The organism is Kitasatospora sp. NPDC048407 (assembly GCF_043200475.1).
Taxonomy (GTDB): Bacteria; Actinomycetota; Actinomycetes; order Streptomycetales; family Streptomycetaceae; genus Kitasatospora.
Genome location: NZ_JBICXW010000001.1, coordinates 644629 through 661555, shown reverse-complemented (window position 1 = coordinate 661555; position 16927 = coordinate 644629). Strand labels below are relative to the sequence as shown.

Sequence of the window (16927 nt, the reverse complement as noted above, 5' to 3'; positions counted from 1 at the left end):
AGCGCCCGCCACCTGGAGTCGGTCTTCTTCAGGTGGCGGGCGCATCACTGAATCACCGGAAGTGGGTGCGGTGTTCGTTCAGGAAGGCGTCGAGGGTGCGGGGCGGCCGGCCGAGGATGTCGGTGACGGTGCTGGTGGGGAACTCGGGCCGGGCGATGGCGAGTTGCTGGATCTCCACGACGTGGTCGGCGAGCCAGGCGGGCAGGCCGGCCTGGTGGATGAGGTTGTCGCGCAGCTCGTCCGGTGCGAGGTCGATGTACCGGATCCGGCGGCCGGTCAGTTCGCTCAGCCGGGCGGCGAGGTCGGGGTGGGAGACGGCTTCCGGTCCGGTGAGGGTGTAGCTGCCGCCGGCGAGGTGGCGCCGGGTGAGCACGGCGGCCGCGACGTCGCCGATGTCGCGGCAGTCGATGTAGTTGCAGGGCGCGTCCCCCATGGCGCCGAGGACGAGACCCTGGGCCACGGTGGGCGCGAGGCGCAGCAGGTTCTGCATGAATGCGTAGGGGCGCAGGACGGTGCCGGTGAGTCCGGAGGCGCGCAGGTGTTCCTCGACGGCGTGGTGTCCGCGGGATATCGCGACGGGTGCCGCGGGCTCGGCGGCGGGGGCGGAGAGCTTGACGATGTGTCCGATTCCGCTGTGGGCGGCGATGTTGATGACGCGGGTTTCGAGTTCGACCTGTGCGGGGCCGTTGGCCATGGCGAGGAAGAGCTGGTCGGCGCCCGCGAAGGCGGTGCGCAGCGAGTCGGGGTCGGCGGCGTCGGCGTACCGGACCTCGACGCGCCGGTCGTGCGGGCCGGCGGTGCCGGGGAGCGGTCGGTGCGGGGTGCGGGTGAGGGCACGGACGGGGACGTCGAGTGCGCGCAGGCTGTGGAGCAGGGCGGTGCCGGTGGTTCCGGTCGCTCCCATGACGACGATCATCGAGTGTCTCCTCGGTGCTTGGTGGCTTCCGCGGCAGCCGGTGCCGCCGGGGTGGGTTCGGTGCGTCCGGGCGCCGGCGCCCGGACGCCGGGGCCGGTCACGGCCGGGCTTTCGCGAGGGCGCCGCGCCAGCGCAGGGTGACGATGGTGGTGGCGAGGACGGCGGAGACGGGCAGGTCGATGCGCAGTCGCCGCAGCCAGGGGGCGGCGTGGATCGAGGCGCGGGCCGGCAGCCACTCGGCGGCGAACCATCCCAGCGCTGCCGCCACACCGGCGGTCGCCATGACGAGCAGCGCGGTCAGGACGACGCGCGGCAGGGCAGTGGTCCAGCGCCGCGGCTGCCCGCCGTGCCGCAGCCAGGTGCCGACCAGGAACGCCACCACCGCGGAAGTGCCGGCGATGGAGGTGCAGGCCGCCACGGTCAGGTCCGCCTGTCCGGTGACGACTCCCGCGGTACCCGCCATCAGGGCGGGGGCGGCGTAGGCGGTCAACACCTCGCGCCACAGCGTGAACGGCCGGGAGGCCGCCCGGTTCGGGCCGGTTCTGTCGTTCGTTGCGGGCATCTTGGCCTCTTCATCTCGTTGGAGTTCCGAAAGGCGAAAGGTGTGGGCGGGTCGTCGGCAGGTCTTTCCCGGCATGGTAATTAGGTGGCTAATTACTGCCTCGCGAAAAGGGCCCCCATCCGCGGGATGGGAGCCCGGGCCCGGCGGTCGGCCGGGTCAGTCGGGTCGGCTGGGTCAGTCGGCGGTCAGGGCCGAGCTGCCGCGCACGACGCGCGCGAGCAGGTCCAGGAACACCGCGCGCTCCTCGACGGTGAGCCCAGCGACCATCGCCTCCAGTCGCCCGAAATGCTCGGGCGCCATGTCGCGCAGGCGCTGCGCACCGCGCGCGGTCAGGACTGCGACCGTGCCGCGTCCGTCCTCGGTGGACGGGCGCCTGGCGATCAGGCCCTCGCGTTCCAGGCCGTCCAGCAGGCCGGTGACCGTGGCCCTGGAGACGTCGAGGTCGGCCGCGAGTTGTGAGGGGGACTTCTCTCCCCCGTGGCCTTCGAGGTCCGCGAGCAGCCGGTAGCGGCCCGTCGACAGTCCGAACCTGGCGAAGTGGGCCTCGGCCGCCCGGCCGACCCTCGCGCCTGCGGAGATCAGCCGTACCGCGACCAGTACCGCCTGCGGGTCCGTCTCCAGGCCGTAGTGCCGCAGTTGCCATCCGGCCTGCTCCAGTGTGGGCTGCTCGCTGTCGGCCTCGTCTCTCCTCATGCATGTAATATGGCAGCTAATTACTTCGGGAGTCAAGGTGCCGGCCTCAGGCCATCGGCACCCGACGGCACCCGGCCGGCCGATGCCTCCAGGGACGGGTGCCGCCCTGATCCGGGGCGACGGCATGGTCCGGCACCGGGTCGGGGCAGCCACACCGGGCGGCTCCGGACCGCTGTCGCCCACCCCTCCCGGACGCTGCTCGCCACCGAAGAAGGCGACCGCGCGCTCCGGCTCCGGGACCCGCGCACCGGCGGGCAGGTGGCCGACCTGCGCGGTCACACCGGCCGGAGCCGGGGAGCGCGATGCTCTCTCGGGCGTTCCACTGCCGGAACTTCGCGGGCAGGCACGTGCCGCAGGGCCGGTAGCCAGCGGCGATCGCGGTGGCCTCGTCCGGGAAGAAGACGCGGTGGCGGACGTCACGGCCGGCGGCGACGAAGCGCAGGGCGGAGGGGCAGTCGAGGCGGCCGTGGATGCGCCTGGGGTGGTAGCCGCCGAGGCTCGCCAGCGCCGGGCGGTTGCGAAGTCGATGTACCCGAGCAGACCGTCACCGAGATCGCTCCCGGCAGCCGCACCGTCGTCGCCGACCACCCCGCGCGTTCGCCGCCCGTGATGTAGTTCCTGTCCCGTGCCAGGGGCGGTTGATTCAGCCGTGGTTGGGGCGGTGGATGAGGAACTCGGGCCCGTACACGTGTGTGCTGTCACCCGGTAGGGGCTTGGCCATCAACGCCTGCGCAGCCCCTTTCAGCGTGAACATCGCACCGACCGACTGGCTCAGCGCGGAGGAGTCCCCGTCCCGCCATGCCGTCTCCAGGAAGTCGAGCATCTTGGTGTACTGGTCGTTGAAGGCGGTGAGCAGATCCGGCACGTCGCCCGCGGGGTTGGGCCAGGCCCCCTGCGTGAGCCTGCCCATGGGGTACGTCTCGGGGAAGGGAACCGGATCCCCGACCCAGTCGTACGGTGTGGGGCCGGAGGGCGTGGGCACCAGCCGGTGTCCCTTCCAGATCTCACCGAAGCCGTAGTAGTGGGCCAGCTTTCCGCCGGCGGTGGGGTCGTCGGGCAGATGGCTGGTGCCCTCTCCCTGCTCCTTGATCACATCGATCGCCTTTGTGATCTGGTCGACCGAGGTGAACTTCTCCAGCGTGTTCCTGCCGATTTGCGTCTCCATCTGATGGCCCGACCCGATGGATGGTTTGACGTTGTCGAAGGCGTCCCGCACCGCGTCGTAGAACTGGCCGATCGTGACCCACTCCTCCTGCAGGCGCGCGAGCGGGTTCTCGGGCATCTCGATCTCCATGAAGACCTCCCGGACGTACGTCTGGGTCAGCCCCTGGAGGTACACATCGATCGTCGGCCGCACATTGCCCGGCAGCTTGCCCGGATACGTCGGGGCCGCGGCGAGGATGCGCGGTGTCCCGCCGATCGCCGACAGCATGTTGCACACCATCCCCATGTGGTACATCTCGTCGTGGACGACGCTCTTGATCACCGCCTCGGCATCGGAGCCCGTGGTCTTGATGGACCACATGCCACACAGGTAGGGCGGCAGGGTCGACAACTCCAGAGCGATGGCGGACTGCAGACTCTCCTTGATCCACTCCAGGTCGTGATCGACCGCTGGGGTCTTCATGAGTTCGGCGATCGGCACCGGCTTGGTGGCGTAAGTGGTCACGGTGGTTCCCGTTCGTTCGATGGGAGCGGCGGCCAGGCACGGTCGACGCGGCTGGAGCCCGAGAAGAAGCTTCGGCCAATCACGACTGTTCAGTGCGAATCCCCGCGCCGCTGAGTGCGCATTCGATCGTTCCCGGGGTGGATCGTGACAAAAGCGGACAGATGAGCGAAGACTCCTTCGGCGTACACGCCGTCCGGGGCCGTGCGCGGACCCGCGACGGCGTAGCGCACCCGGAGCGGACGCGGCCGAGCCCGGACCGGAGTTGCAGGTGCCGGCGGCCTCGGTCCGTGGTCGACGCTGGATCGACCTGGACCCTTGCCGCGCCGGAATGGACGCCCACATGCGGGCAGACGGAAGAGCGGGGCCTCAGGTGTCGAGCTCGCGGGTGATCTTCGAGCGGGCGGGGGCCCAGATGCCGTCCGGCAGGAAGCCCTCCTCGCCGACCCGGTCCAGCTGCATCGCGACGTAGTGCGCCGAAGCGTCGCAGTCGTCGTCCGCCTCGTCGAAGAACGTGATGCTGTCGGGAGCCAGGTGGAAGTTCCAGTCCGGGTTGTGGTCCGACTTCTCTGCGACGACTCGTCCCTGGACGTGGACTTTCGACGTCTCGAGTCCCGCCAGGACGGCCCGGGCGTGCCTGATCTTCTGCTCGTCGTCGAGTCGGAACACGAACTCGTCGTCGTTCGGTGCTGCTTGGAGACCGAAGCGGGAAGTCGCCATCGTGTGCCCCTCCGAGAGTTTGAATCAGCGGCCGTGTCCCGTGTCGACGGCGGCCGGGACACCAGCCATGTCCGCACCGACCCGCGGGCTTCGTCGGACGGGCAGGACGTTCCCGCTCCGGTTCGTCCCGGCGGCAGACTGCCGCCGGATCCGGACACTAATGCAGCGGAGGTCCCGGCATCGCTCATCGGCCCAGAACATCACCCGGAAGGAAGCGCTGAGAACCGGGGCCATCGAATCCGGAATGCCGCCGGTCGGCCCGGCGCAGTCACGGGACCGACCGCAACGCCTGCGCGACTCCCAGGAGTACGGGGTTCAACGCCGCGTGGCGTGCGTCATGCGCCCGGGGCAGCTGCACCGTCGTCGCCGACCACCCCGCGCTGCGACGCTCGTGAACGCACCACGCCGACCCCAACACGGCAACGCAGTAGGTAAGGCATGCGTATTTCGACAGTCGTCGCATGCCTCTGACGGGTCCTCCTGGAGGGGTGGGGGAGCTCCGGAGAGTTGGGCGGACCGCCGGGGTCGAGGAAGTGCAGTCCTGTTCGGCGCCGTTGAAGGACGGGACAGGGGAGGTCGCCGATCCGGTGCCGGCCGTCTCCGCCGGGGGAGGGGTGTCAACGCCCGGTCATCGGGGGCGAGTTGTGGCCAGTTCATGGGTGCGGCGCGCGGTGTTCTGGCAGGCTGGTGCGCGGCATGTCCGAACCGGTCCGGTCAGGAGTGTTCCATGGCAGCAGGGGAGCAGGAACCCGCCCAGTACGACGCCCTCGGTGAGCGGTACGCCGACTTCAAGCGCGACCACGGCAATTCGCCGGAGGAGCCCGCGGTGCGTGCCCTGCTCGGGGATCTCGCGGGAGCCCGGGTCCTCGACGTGGCCTGCGGGTTCGGCCGTTACACCCGGCTGGCGAAGGAGCTCGGTGCCGCGCGCGCCGTGGGGGTGGACGTCTCGGCGGAGATGGTGGCGTTGGCCCGGGCGGAGGAGGCGCGGAGCCCCGCTGGGGCCGTGTACCACCGGCACGATGCGGCCGCGCTGCCGGTGCTGGGGGTCTTCGACGCGGCGGTGGCGGTCTGGCTGTTCAACTACGCCGAGGACCCCGGGCGGATGGCCGACATGTTCCGGGGCATCCGCGCCAACCTCGCCCCCGGTGGCCGCCTGGTCGCGGTGACGGTCCACCCCGGTTACGACCCGGCCGACCCGGACCGGCAGCCCGTCGGGGCGCGGGTGAAGGCGGCCCGGCCCGTACCGAGGGGCACGGCTCTCGTCCTGGAGTTCCCGGTCGAGCCGCCGGTCGTGCTGGCGTTCACCCGCTGGGACGCGGACGTCTACGAGCAGTCCGCCCGCCAGGCCGGCTTCACCGACCTGACCTGGCACCCCGTCCGGAATCCGGCGTCGGAACTGCCGGGACGGGAGGACCCGTTCATCGTCGCCCTCGTCTGCGCCTGACCGGGCGGCCCCCGCGCACGGGGTGCTTGATTCCGCGGTTCAGCGGGCTCGGTGGCCACCATGCCGCTGCGCTCGGCCGGTCGCACCTTCCGGGCGGCGATCAATCGCACTGCTCAGCGAGATGAGCTGTCCGCCCACAAGGACCACGAACTGTCCGCTCACCCGGACACCCTCATGTCGGTGGACAACACCCCGCCCCCACATGGCGCGGGACGCCCCCGGAGCCCGAAGGCCCCGGGGGCGGTCCCCTTCACCTTCACCGGACGAGCGGTGAGGTGGTGGGTGTTGTTATCCCATGAGCCGGTCCGCGTCCGCACGGCGACGCGCCCGGTACAGCAGCACACCGCCCAGCGTCAGCAGCCCGAAAAAACGGCCAGACCTGCCACCGGCCAGACCCGCAGCCGCGAGACCCGCAGGCGAACCCGTGTCCGGCAGGTGACCCCCGCCACCGGCGTGCGGCGGCTTCGAAGGCACCGCGACGACGCTGAACCCGGGTGCGAGCACGCCTGGAGCACGGCCGAGCAGGTCCATGCGCGAGGACGCCGTGGAGGGCCTGGTTCTCGGGGTGGAGATCCGGCCGGCCTGGCGGACGGGGTGCTCGCCGGGGTCGGTCTGCCGTCCCCGTCCTCGGGAGGCTCGCTGACCCCAAAGTCTGTCGGGTGTCCAGGCTTGTAGGCTCGAGTGGAACAGCTCTGATTTTTGAAGGGGGAGCCCAGTGCGCGCCCGTCGATGGATAACTGTGGTTGCTGGAGTCGTCGCGCTGAGCAGCCCGGCGGTCGCGTATGCCCGCGGCGGGGGCGGTAGCCACGGGTTCAGTGGTGGCGGGGGTGGCGGGGGCAGCCACGGTGGTGGCTTCCACGGGTCGACCGGCACCGGCTTCGGCTACGGATTCCTGGCCGGTGGCGGCGGCGGTGGGATCTTCCCGCTGCTGGTGATCGTGGCTGTGATCCTGCTGGTCATGTGGCTCAGGTACCGGCGCCGGAAGGCGAGGCAGGCGGCCGACCTGAACACGGTGTCGGACCGTACGGCGCACCGCTCGGACGCGCAGGCGCGCGAGCGTGCCGCCCAGATCGGGGCCCGGGTCGATGCCCTCGCCGAAACGGATGCGACCTTCGACCGCGCCGCACTCGAGCGCCGGGCCGTCTGGCTGTACACGACCGCCCAGCAGGCCTGGACCCGGAACGATCTCGCCATGCTGCAGCAGATCCTGTCCCCGGTGCTCTACGGCAAGTGGGCCGACGAACTGCACGACTACGCGTCGCGCGGCGAGGTCAACGTCGTGGAGATCGTCTCCGGCCCGGTGGTCGAGCTGGTCGACGTCGCGAACCGCGCAGGCGAACTGAACGACACCGCCACCTTCCGGATCACCGCGACGCTCAACGACTACGTGCGCCGCGGCTACGGCATGGACGCCGTGCGCAAGGACGGCTCGACCCGCCCGGTCGAGTACTGGACGCTGCGCAAGAGCCCGGCCGGGGAGTGGATCGTGTCGTCGATCGAGCAGGCGGCCGAGGGCGCGCACCACCTGACCAGCGCCATCGAGACGGACGGCTGGGACCAGAAGGAGGTCGCCCGCGAGGCGGTGCTCGAGGTGGCCGGGAAGACCGCGGTCAAGGGCGTGAGCGACATCCTGTCGCTCACCAACATCTCGTGGAGCACGGACGCCGACAACGCCGTCGGCGACCTGAGCGTGCTCGACGGCCGGTTCGACAAGGCGGTTCTCGAGGTCGCCGTCGAGCGGTTCCTCGAGGAGTGGGTCATGAACGACGGCAGCCTGGACTTCACGTCCGTGCGCACCGTCAACCGAACCGTCATGCGCAACGCCGTCGTCAAGTCGGTCACGGTGCGCTCGCTGGTCTCGCGCGACCCGATCGTCTTCCGGGTCGCGGTCGACGCGGAGGGCGTCTACTACGAGGTCGACCGGCGCAGCGAGCAGGTGCTCCGCGGCGACGCGCGCGAGCGCAGGCCGATCAGCTTCGCGTTCGATCTCCGGCTGGACGACACGTCGAGCAACGCGTGGACCGTGATCGCCGCCGACGCGGCGTAGGCGGGGTCCGCGCTGCTCAGGCCTTGACCGCGTTTGCGGGGCCGGCTGGAGCAGAACGACGTTGTGGTGATGACCGTGGTGCTGCTGGTGATCGGTGTCGCCCTGCTGGGCAGGGGCATCGGTGGGCTCAGCTCGTAGGGGGGGCGGTGTGGGACGGCCTTTGTCGGGCCGTCCCACCGTTGCTTTGCGGGCCTGGCCGGAGGTCAGTCGGCCCGGAGCTCCGTGCGGGCCAGGGCCGTTACCGACAGCAGCAGGACGGACGTGCCGAGCAGGACGGACGGGGTGAGCGGCTCGTCCAGGACGGCGGCGGCGATCACCGTCGCGCTGAGCGGTTCGATCAGGGCCACCACGGAGGCGGTGGCGGCGCGGATCACTGCCGCGCCCGCGAAGTAGAGCGCGTACGCGAGGGCGGTCGGCACGGTCGCCAGGTAGCCGAGCAGCAGCAGGGTGGACGGCAGGGCGTGCGTCGACGGGAGGAGGCCCTCGGCGAGGGCGAACGGTGCCAGGCAGACCGCGCAGACCGTGAACGACCAGAGCGTGGTGACCGCCGGGTCGTCCGCGGTGCCGGTGCGGGCCCAGTGGCGGGTGGCGACGGTGATCGCCGCGTAGCCGGCCGCCGAGGTCAACGCCCAGGCCAGGCCCAGCGGTTCGGCCTTTACGCCCCCGCCGCCGCCGAGCATCAGCACCGTCAGGCCCAGCAGCGCGCCCGCGATCGCCGACACCCCGGCGCGGCCCAGGCGTTCGCCCATCAGCAGCCGTCCGCCGAGAGCCACCATCACGGGCGCCGAGCCGAGCGTCACGACCGTGGCCACGGCCAGGCCCGCGTGCTGCACCGCGAGGAAGTACGCGGCCTGGAACAGCGTCAGCCCGAGCCCGTTGAACAGGATTCGGGCGGGGGCGGGCCGCGGGCGCCTCGCCTTGGTGGACAGCCGCAGCGCGAGCAGGACGCCCGCACCGCCGAGCGAACGCCAGAACGTCAGGGCCAGCGGCCCCAGCCCGCTCTGCCGGAACAGCAGCGCGGCCGCCGCCCCGGCGGTACCCCAGGCGGTCGCGGCGAGCGCGACGTACAGCAGGCCCCGTCGCGCGGGCAGGGCAGTGTGCGTGGAAAACACGGGTGAACTCCCGAAAAGCCGTGATGGTCAGTGGCCACGGAAGCGGGCAGCACCAACCGGCCCGGTCACCCCGCCCGAAACGGCAGGACCCCGGACGCGCTCAGGAAGTGGCCGGCCGCCCGCTCAGACGGCGGGAGGGGGCAGAACACCGCGATGCATGGCGGTCACTGTACCGGGCGGCGGGGGTCGGTTGGTTCAGTCGGGATCACGGTAGGTTGACGGAACGGTGCCGGGGGGTGAGCGCAGGGTGGCGCGATGGTTGGTGGCGGGATCACTCGGGGCGTGCGTGGTGTTCACCGTCGGGGTGGTGGGGTGGGGTGCATGGCTGACGGATCGTCAGGGCGCGTTCGTGACCGATGCGGTGAGGGCGGAGCGGCTGGCCGGGTTGGGGGTTGAGCAGCATCCCGGGAAGGGGCGGTACTACGTGCCGGAGCAGGCCGTGTTGGTGCGGCGGGCGGACGGGGGTGCTGTCGGGTATCTGCATTACCGGCTGGGCGGGGGTGTGGATGTCAACGTCGAGGATTTCCTGCGGACTTACGACCTTGGCGAGCCGGGGGGAGCGGTGGCGATTCCGGAGGATCTGCGGGAGGCGTTGCCCGGGGACGAGCCGGGGGACGGGGCGTTGGTGTCGGGGCAGGTGGGGCGGCAGGTGTTTGTGGTGCGGGCGGTGGGGGGTGAGCTGCCTGGGGGCGGGGATGTGTATGTGCGGGCCGAGGGGCAGGGGTAGCGGGGGCGTCAGCGGGTGGGGGCGAGGAGGGCCACCAGGTCGGGGGCGGTGAGGCGGTGGAGGGTGTCGGGGGCGGCGTCGAGGGGGCCGGGGTAGAGGCGGTAGAGGGAGCCGGTGAGGGGGGTGGTGGTGGGGAGGTCGGCGTGGAGGAGGGCGAGGAACGTTCTTTGGGGGGTGGGGAGTTCGGTGGTGGTGGCGTCGGGGTCCTGGCGGTGGCGGAGGCGGGCGGCGAAGGTGGGGAGGTCTTCGGTGGGGCGGCGGCGCCAGTGGCGGACGGTGCCGTCGAGGCCGCGGACCAGGACCTCGCCGGTGGTGTGGGCGGCGCGGGCGCAGGCGATGTCCCAGAGGGTGGCGCGCTGGTCGGGGGAGAAGTGGTTGAGGACGTCGCGGCAGAGTTCGGCGATCGCGGTGCGGTAGGCGTTGACGCTGTGGAAGTGGCCGGTGGCGCCGATGTTGAGGTCGGTCCAGGTGAAGTGGCGGTCCGTCAGGTCGACGATCATCGGGACGGAGACCTTGGCGTGGCCGGTCAGGTCCATCCGTTGGCGGACGGCGCGCGGGTGGAGCAGCCGGCTGCCGGGCGGGGTCGCGTCGAGGTCGGCGAAACCGGTGTAGGCCTCCGGGAGTTGGTCGAAGGGGACGTCGTTGTAGCTGAACACCAGCATCACGGCGTACCGGATCCGGGTGGCGGACAGCCGTTCGAGGTCCAGGTCGACGAACTCGGTGGCGCCGTCCGGTGGCGGGGCGGAGACGTAGTCGCCGGAGTGCACGGCGGCGCGCTGCCCGAAAATCAACTGGGTGTAGTCGCACAGGCCGTGGAACTTCCAGTCCGCGTCGTACAGGGCGACGGAGAGGTCGAGGTCGACGCGGCGGTGCTGCGGTTGCAGCCAGTGCAGGAACAGCCGCAGCCGGTCGCCGGTCGGTAGCGGCAGGCGGCTGCCGCGCGGTACTGGGACCAGGACGCGGGCGGCCGCGCGTTCGGCGAACGGGACCGCCATTCCGGTCAACGCCTCGTCGAGGACGGCGAGTTCGGGAAGGTCGGCGGGCGTCGGGGTGGCGCGGCGGAGCAGTTCCTGCTCGATCAGGGTGACCACCGGTGCGCTCAACTCGGCCGGGACGACGGTGCCGTGGTCCTCCCGGGCGTGCACGGAGGCGGCCGGGCCGCGCAGGAAGTGCAGTCGTCGTTCGCCCGCGGTGCGCGGGCCGCGCAGGCGGCCGTACGCGCCGAGCAGCGGGCCGGGCGCGACCCGGGGCAGGGCGCGGGCCAGTACGGCGAGCAGCTCGGGTGGCGCCGGTTCGCCGGGCAACATGATCGCGTGCACGCGGAGGAGGTGGTGCAGGCGGCGGGTCAACTCGCCCGGGCGGGACGAGAGTTCGTTGAGGGCGGTCGAGACGTCGCCGGTCGCCAGCAGGCCCTCCACCCGGGAGGCGAAGCCGGTGTGCGACAGCCGCCGGCGGCCGTCCGGGCCGGTGGTGATGCGTAGCGGTGCGGGCGGTGCGGCCAACTCCGGTGCGGCGGAAGGTCCGTCGAGGTCGGTGCCGCGCAGCAGGGCGAATGCGGCGGCCACCGAGGGGAAGCGGCCCGCGTGCTCGAACGGATGCAGCAACTCGCCGACGCGCAGCCAGGGTTCGCGGTGGCGGCGGAGGTCCTCGGCGAGAGCCGACGTCGGCAGTCCGGCCAGGATTTCAAGCAGGCCGCGACGCACCGGGCGGGGCAGCTTGCGCAGGCGCAGGCGGCGGGCGGTGGAGCGCTGGAGATCCGGTTCGGCACCCGAGAAAGCCCAGAGCAGGCGCAGCACGTCGGTCGCGGTGTCGATCCGTTCCGCCAGAACGGGGAGGGCCAACGTGCCGTCGCGGCGCAGGAGTTCGGCCAGTGCGTGGGCCTTGGTCTCGCGAACCGGTATCTCGGCGGGCAGTCGGTGGGGCAGATCGGCCGGGGCGTGGGCGAGCAGGGTGGCCAGGTCGTCGCGGTCCTGCGGGCCGAGGGGGGTGCGGCGGCTCAGGAGGGTGTTCAACTCGGCCATGGCAGCGTCGATGTGATGCTGCGTCAGGAGCCGAATCGGCCGTAGCTGGTCGGTTGTCGGGGGGTCGGCCTGACCCTTGTGCGGCGGCGGGGCCGCCTTGGGGGTGGTGCGGCTTCCGCCGACCAGGAACGGGCGTTCGGCGAGGGGCTCCCAGCAGGCGGGGCAGTGGGCGGCCCGGCCGACCGTGGTCAGTTCCTCGAGGCAGTCGAGGCAGAGCAGGTGGGCGCACGGGGCGAGGATCCCGATGCCGGCCTCCGCGCCGGTCCGGGCGCAGCGGGTGCAGGGCTGGTTCGGCTGGTTGCGCAGGAAGGCCCGCATCTGGCGGCTGTGCTGCATCCGGGCGGTGTCCGGGACGGCGTCCGGGAAGCGGCGGAACAGCGGGGTGTGGCGGCGGCCGGTGCCCAGCAGGTGGTCGATCCGGGCGAGCAGCGCCGTGCCGGTCTCGGCCAGCCGCAGCGGTGCCAACCTGGCCAGGGCGGTGCGCAGTTCGGCCGTCGGCAGGTAGCCGCGGGACGCCAGGTCGGCGTCCAGTGCGGTCAGTCCGCGCAGGCTCCACGGGTCGGGCTCGGGCAGCAGTTCGGCCGGATCGACGGCGACGGCGGCGCGGCGGCGGAGCAGGAAGGAACCGAGGTCGAGGTCGACACTGGCGTCGAACCGGGCCCGGCTGGCTCGGGGCGTGCGAACGGGATCCCCCACGGAGACGGAAGACGAGAGTGCGGGCGGAGAGGGGGCGCGCTGATCTTTTCGGAGAAGGAGAAGGAAGCACGCCGCGGAGCCGCCCGCCGGGGCAGCCTAGCGGAGGCGCCGGGCCGCGCCAACGGATTTGATTCGACCGCGAATCCCGGGCACGGGCGGTCGTCAGATCAGGGGTGGGCGGCCGAGGCGGGTGAGGTGCCAGACGGTGTGCCAGCGCATGGGGCGGCGGGGTGGGCAGGAGGTGCGGAGGCCCTCGGCGAAGCCGGCGAACCAGGAGGTGAGGCCGGGGAGGGAGCGGGTGCGGGCGAGGGTGAGCAGCAGCCAGGTGGCGAGGTAGAGCGGGACGAGCGCGGCGGGGAGGCGGCGCTTGGCGAGCCAGACGCGGTTGCGGGCCGTGTAGCGGTAGTAGACGGCGTGCCGGGCGGGAGAGGTCTTCGGGTGCTGGAGGACCACCTGCGGGTCGTACTGGATGGTCCAGCCGTCGTCCAGGGCGCGCCAGGCGAGGTCGGTCTCCTCGTGGCCGAACCGGAACTCGCCCGCCCACAGGCCGGTTCGGCGCAGCATCGGCACCGAGAGGGCGTGGCCGCCGCCGAGGAACGCGGTGACCAGGCCGGCCCGCATCGGGTCGGACGCCCGAAGGCGGGGGACGTGGCGGCGCTGGGTCTCGCCGTGCTCGTCCGCGATCCGGAACGCGACGATCCCCAACCGGGGCTCTGCGGCGTAGCGTTCGGCGACGCGGCGGAACACGTCGTCGGCGATCAGCAGCCCGTCGTCGTCCAGTTCGACCACCACGTCGATGTCGCCGGCGTCCAGCAGTGACTGGAGGCCGACGTTGCGCGCGCCCGGGCAGCCCGGGTTGTCGGTGAGGGGGAGTTTTTCGAGCCCGGGCCGGTCGACGTCGGTGAGCGGGCACGCGCTGCCGACCAGTACGACGCGGTGTGCGGGGAGGTCCTGGCGGTCCACCGAGTCCAGCAGGGCGGTGAGTTCACGCGGGCGGTTGCCCATGGTGACGATCACGACGCCGATTCGTGGTGCGCTCATCTGCTGGACTCCGGTGCGGGGCGGGCGGGTTCGGCCCCGATGGTAGCGGGATGGGCCGGTCAGGCGTCGAACGCGCTTGTGGCGGTGAGCTGTTCGAGGAAGGTGCGCAGGTCGGGGGCGAGGGCGAGTTCCGTGCCGGCCTCGGCGTCGAGCCAGGTGACGGAGGGCTCGCGGTGCGGGCCGCGGGCGCGGTAGTCGAGGGCGATCCACCAGTGGCCGTCGCCGCAGAGCAGGACCACGGGCGAGGGCAGCTCCCACTCGCCGGTCAGGTACGGGGTGTCGAGCAGCGAGAGGGCGTCCGGCCGGTGGCCGATGCCGAGCAGGTGGTCGAACGGGACGTGGTCGTCGCTCCAGGAGGTGGGGCGTTCGGTCGGGAAGGCGGCGTACTCGTCGGCGATCGCGCCGCCGTTGCGCCGGCGCAGCAGGGCGAGCAGCTCGGCGGGCAGGGTGACGCCGAGCAGGCGCTGCGCCTCGGCGACGGCGGCGTCGGTGAGCGGCGGCTGGGTGAAGGCGGGGGAGTCGTCCCGGAAGAGTTGCACAGGGGCAGGATCTCAGGCCGGGTAGGCGTGGGTCTGGGTGGCCTTGACGGCGGCCCAGACGCGGGTGCCGGGGGTGAGGTCGAGGTCGGCGGCGGCGGTGGGGGTGAGGTCGGCGGCGAGGGGGAGGGGGCCGGTGAGGTCGACGCGGAAGCGGTCGCCGTGCAGGTCGAGGCCGGCGACGGTGCAGGGGAAGAGGTTGCGGGCGCTGGTCTCGGGGCGGTGGCGGTGCAGGGTGACCGCGTCGGGCGGGAAGGCGACGAACGCGGGGCCGGTCAACTCCTCGTCGGTGGTGAGGAGTTGGCCATCGGGGAGGGTGACGTGGCGGCCGTTCGCGGTGCCCTGGTACAGGTTGAGGCCGACCAGGCGGGCGATGTAGTCGGTGCGCGGCCGGCGGGCGACCTCCGCGGGGCGGCCGGTCTGGACGACCTGGCCGGCCTCGATGACGACCAGGCGGTCGGCGAGCACCATCGCGTCCAGCGGGTCGTGCGTGACGAGGACCGCGACGGCCTCGAACTCGGCCAGGTGGCGGCGGAGTTCGGCGCGGACGTCGAGCCGGGTGCGGGCGTCGAGGGCGGCGAGTGGTTCGTCCAGCAGCAGCAGGCGGGGGCGGACGGCGAGGGCGCGGGCGAGGGCGACGCGCTGGGCCTGGCCGCCGGAGAGTTTCGCGGGGCGGCGTCCGGCGTGCTCGGCGACGCCCATCCGCTCCAGCCAGGGCAGTGCCTCGGCGCGGGCGGCGGCGCGGCGAAGTCCCTTGCAGCGCAGGCCGAACGCGACGTTGTCGAGCGCGGACAGGTGAGGGAAGAGCAGGTAGTCCTGGAAGACCACGCCGATCGGGCGCTGCTCGGCGGGCCGGAACACGTCGTCGGCGGGGGAGTCCAACTGCTCGCCGTCGAGGGCGAGATGGCCGCCGGTGAGGGGGAGCAGCCCGGCGAGGGCGCGCAGGGCGGTGGACTTGCCGGCGCCGTTCGGGCCGAGCAGGGCGACGACTTCTCCGGGTTGTGCGGAGAGCGCCACGTCGAGCGTGAACGGGCCGCGTTCGACGAGGAGTTGGGCGTCCAGAGCAGGGTTCACGGGGTGGACATCCAGCGGTCGCGCAGTCCGGCGAGGACGGCGATGGAGACGGTGAGCAGGATCAGGCTGAGCGCGATCGCCGCCTCCGGGTCGGACTCCATGGCGAGGTACACGGCCAGCGGCATGGTCTGGGTGCGGCCCGGGAAGTTGCCGGCGAAGGTGATGGTGGCGCCGAACTCGCCGAGCGCGCGCGCCCAGGCGAGCACCGCGCCGGCCCCGATGCCGGGGGCGACCAGCGGCAGGGTGACCCGGCGGAACGCGGTGAGCCGGGACGCCCCGAGGGTGGCGGCGGCCTCCTCGTAGCGCGGGTCGGCGGCGCGCAGTGCGCCCTCCACGCTGATCACCAGGAACGGCATGGCGACGAACGCCTCGGCGACCACCACGCCGGCGGTGGTGAACGGGAGGGTGATGCCGGTCGCCGAGTCCAGCCAGCGGCCGACGATGCCGTTGCGGCCGAGCACCAGCAGCAGCGCGACGCCGCCGACCACCGGCGGCAGCACCAGCGGCAGGGTGACCAGGGCGCGCAGCAGCCGGCGGCCGGGGAACTCGGTGCGCGCCAGCAGCCAGGCCAGCGGGACGCCGAGCAGCAGCGAGATGCCGGTGGCGGCGGTCGCGGAGATCAGCGACAGCCGCAGCGCCTGCCAGACCTCGGGGCCGGTGAGCAGCGCGGGCAGCGCGCTCCACGGGGCGCGGATCAGCAGGCCGAGCAGCGGCAGGACGAGGAAGGCGAGGCCGAGCAGCGCGGGAAGCAGCAGGGCGGCGGGGACGCGGGTGGCCCCCCGGGGCCGCCGCCGGCCCCGGGGGTGTGGTGCGGGAGTGGTTCGGGGGGTGCTCACGGGACCTGGAAGCCGGCCTCGGTCAGCACGTTGCGGGCGTCCATGGAGTTCAGGTAGCCGAGGAACGCCGCGGCGCCGTTGCTGTTGGGTGCCTTGCCGAGGGCGACGACCGGGTAGTCGTTGACGGCCTGCGCGGCCTCGGGGAACTCCACGCCGTCGATCTTCGCGGCGTCCGCCTTCACGTCCGTCCGGTACACCAGCGAGGCGTCCACCTCGCCGAGTTCGACCTTGGTGAGCGCGCCCTTGACGTCCTGCTCGTAGGTGGCGGGGGTGAGTTCGACGCCGGCGGCCTTCAGCGCGGTGACGGCGGCGGCGCCGCACGGCACCTCCTTGGCGCACAGCGCGGTCTTCGCGCCGCCGAGGTCCTTCAGGCCGGCGATGTGCTTGGGGTTGCCCTTGGCGACGGCGATCTCCAGCGTGTTGCGGACGAACACCCTCGGGTCCTCGCCGGTCAGCTTGGCGTCCGTGACGGTCTTCATGGTGGCGGGGCTGGCCGCGGCGAACACGTCCACGGGTGCGCCGGAGACGATGCTCTGGGCGAGGGCGGAGGAGCCGCCGAAGTTGAAGGTCACCTTGGTGCCCGGGTAGGCGGCCTCGAAGCGCTTGCCGAGCTCGGTGAAGGACTCCTTGAGCGAGGCCGCCGCGAACACCGTCACCGTGCCGTCGACCTTGGGGGCGTTCTGCGTGCCGTTGTTCGACGTGGGGTTGGCGGTGCACGCGCTCAGCGCCGCCGCGAGGGCGAGCACGGCGGTGGCGGCGAGGAGGCTTCTGGCGCTGCGCATGGATGGTTCCCCTGGTCGTGGTGGGCGGTCGCGGCGATTTGTCGGGGGCCGATC

Annotated in this window: 15 protein-coding genes; 3 read left to right on the top strand and 12 right to left on the bottom strand. The window is 72.4% G+C overall.

What is annotated here, in order from left to right:
- Nucleotides 1–52 precede the first annotated feature (52 nt).
- The 5 genes from ACGFWJ_RS03120 to ACGFWJ_RS03100 all read right to left on the bottom strand — a co-directional run bounded on the left by ACGFWJ_RS03120 (nt 53) and on the right by ACGFWJ_RS03100 (nt 4557).
- Nucleotides 53–904: an NmrA family NAD(P)-binding protein gene (locus ACGFWJ_RS03120; protein WP_392944622.1), complete on the bottom strand. Its 852-nt coding sequence runs from the start codon at nt 902–904 to the stop codon at nt 53–55.
- A 109-nt stretch (nt 905–1013) separates the two neighbouring features.
- Nucleotides 1014–1478 (bottom strand): hypothetical protein, encoded by a 465-nt coding sequence (locus ACGFWJ_RS03115; RefSeq protein WP_392944620.1) that lies wholly within the window; start codon nt 1476–1478, stop codon nt 1014–1016.
- Between the two features lie 174 nt (nt 1479–1652).
- Entirely contained in the window at nt 1653–2171 is a 519-nt protein-coding gene (locus ACGFWJ_RS03110) for a MarR family winged helix-turn-helix transcriptional regulator (RefSeq protein WP_392944618.1), read from the bottom strand.
- Nucleotides 2172–2814: 643 nt separating this feature from the next.
- Nucleotides 2815–3840 (bottom strand): ferritin-like protein, encoded by a 1026-nt coding sequence (locus ACGFWJ_RS03105; RefSeq protein WP_392944616.1) that lies wholly within the window; start codon nt 3838–3840, stop codon nt 2815–2817.
- A 366-nt stretch (nt 3841–4206) separates the two neighbouring features.
- Nucleotides 4207–4557, bottom strand: coding sequence for a calmodulin (locus tag ACGFWJ_RS03100; RefSeq protein ID WP_387859538.1), 351 nt, complete (start codon nt 4555–4557; stop codon nt 4207–4209).
- A gap of 727 nt (nt 4558–5284) precedes the next feature.
- Between ACGFWJ_RS03100 and ACGFWJ_RS03095 the strand changes: the two genes are divergently transcribed.
- Both ACGFWJ_RS03095 and ACGFWJ_RS03090 read left to right on the top strand, forming a co-directional pair.
- Nucleotides 5285–6001 (top strand): class I SAM-dependent methyltransferase, encoded by a 717-nt coding sequence (locus ACGFWJ_RS03095; RefSeq protein WP_392944613.1) that lies wholly within the window; start codon nt 5285–5287, stop codon nt 5999–6001.
- Between the two features lie 739 nt (nt 6002–6740).
- Nucleotides 6741–8048, top strand: a complete 1308-nt coding sequence (locus tag ACGFWJ_RS03090; RefSeq protein ID WP_392944611.1) for a TIM44-like domain-containing protein — start codon at nt 6741–6743, stop codon at nt 8046–8048.
- A 203-nt stretch (nt 8049–8251) separates the two neighbouring features.
- Here the strand turns inward: ACGFWJ_RS03090 and ACGFWJ_RS03085 are convergent, their stop codons facing one another.
- Nucleotides 8252–9160: a DMT family transporter gene (locus tag ACGFWJ_RS03085; RefSeq protein ID WP_387634924.1), complete on the bottom strand. Its 909-nt coding sequence runs from the start codon at nt 9158–9160 to the stop codon at nt 8252–8254.
- A gap of 286 nt (nt 9161–9446) precedes the next feature.
- Here ACGFWJ_RS03085 and ACGFWJ_RS03080 point away from each other — a divergent pair, with 286 nt between their 5' ends.
- On the top strand, nt 9447–9887 hold the full coding sequence (locus ACGFWJ_RS03080; protein ID WP_392944609.1) for a hypothetical protein: 441 nt from the start codon (nt 9447–9449) through the stop codon (nt 9885–9887).
- 8 nt (nt 9888–9895) lie between these two features.
- Here ACGFWJ_RS03080 and ACGFWJ_RS03075 read toward each other — a convergent pair whose 3' ends face one another.
- The 6 genes from ACGFWJ_RS03075 to modA form a co-directional block, all read right to left on the bottom strand.
- Nucleotides 9896–12604: an MXAN_6230/SCO0854 family RING domain-containing protein gene (locus tag ACGFWJ_RS03075; protein ID WP_392944607.1), complete on the bottom strand. Its 2709-nt coding sequence runs from the start codon at nt 12602–12604 to the stop codon at nt 9896–9898.
- Nucleotides 12605–12766: 162 nt separating this feature from the next.
- On the bottom strand, nt 12767–13645 hold the full coding sequence (locus tag ACGFWJ_RS03070; RefSeq protein WP_392944605.1) for a glycosyltransferase family 2 protein: 879 nt from the start codon (nt 13643–13645) through the stop codon (nt 12767–12769).
- A gap of 59 nt (nt 13646–13704) precedes the next feature.
- Nucleotides 13705–14184, bottom strand: coding sequence for an SMI1/KNR4 family protein (locus tag ACGFWJ_RS03065; protein ID WP_392944603.1), 480 nt, complete (start codon nt 14182–14184; stop codon nt 13705–13707).
- Nucleotides 14185–14196: 12 nt separating this feature from the next.
- Entirely contained in the window at nt 14197–15255 is a 1059-nt protein-coding gene (locus ACGFWJ_RS03060) for an ABC transporter ATP-binding protein (RefSeq protein WP_392944601.1), read from the bottom strand.
- The gene (locus tag ACGFWJ_RS03055) at nt 15252–16091 is read right to left on the bottom strand and encodes an ABC transporter permease (RefSeq protein WP_387859560.1); all 840 of its coding nucleotides are present in this window, start codon (nt 16089–16091) and stop codon (nt 15252–15254) included. The genes ACGFWJ_RS03060 and ACGFWJ_RS03055 overlap by 4 nt, the downstream gene beginning before the upstream one ends.
- On the bottom strand, nt 16088–16873 hold the full coding sequence (modA, locus tag ACGFWJ_RS03050; RefSeq protein WP_387634905.1) for a molybdate ABC transporter substrate-binding protein: 786 nt from the start codon (nt 16871–16873) through the stop codon (nt 16088–16090). The genes ACGFWJ_RS03055 and modA overlap by 4 nt, the downstream gene beginning before the upstream one ends.
- Between the last annotated feature and the right edge of the window lie 54 nt (nt 16874–16927).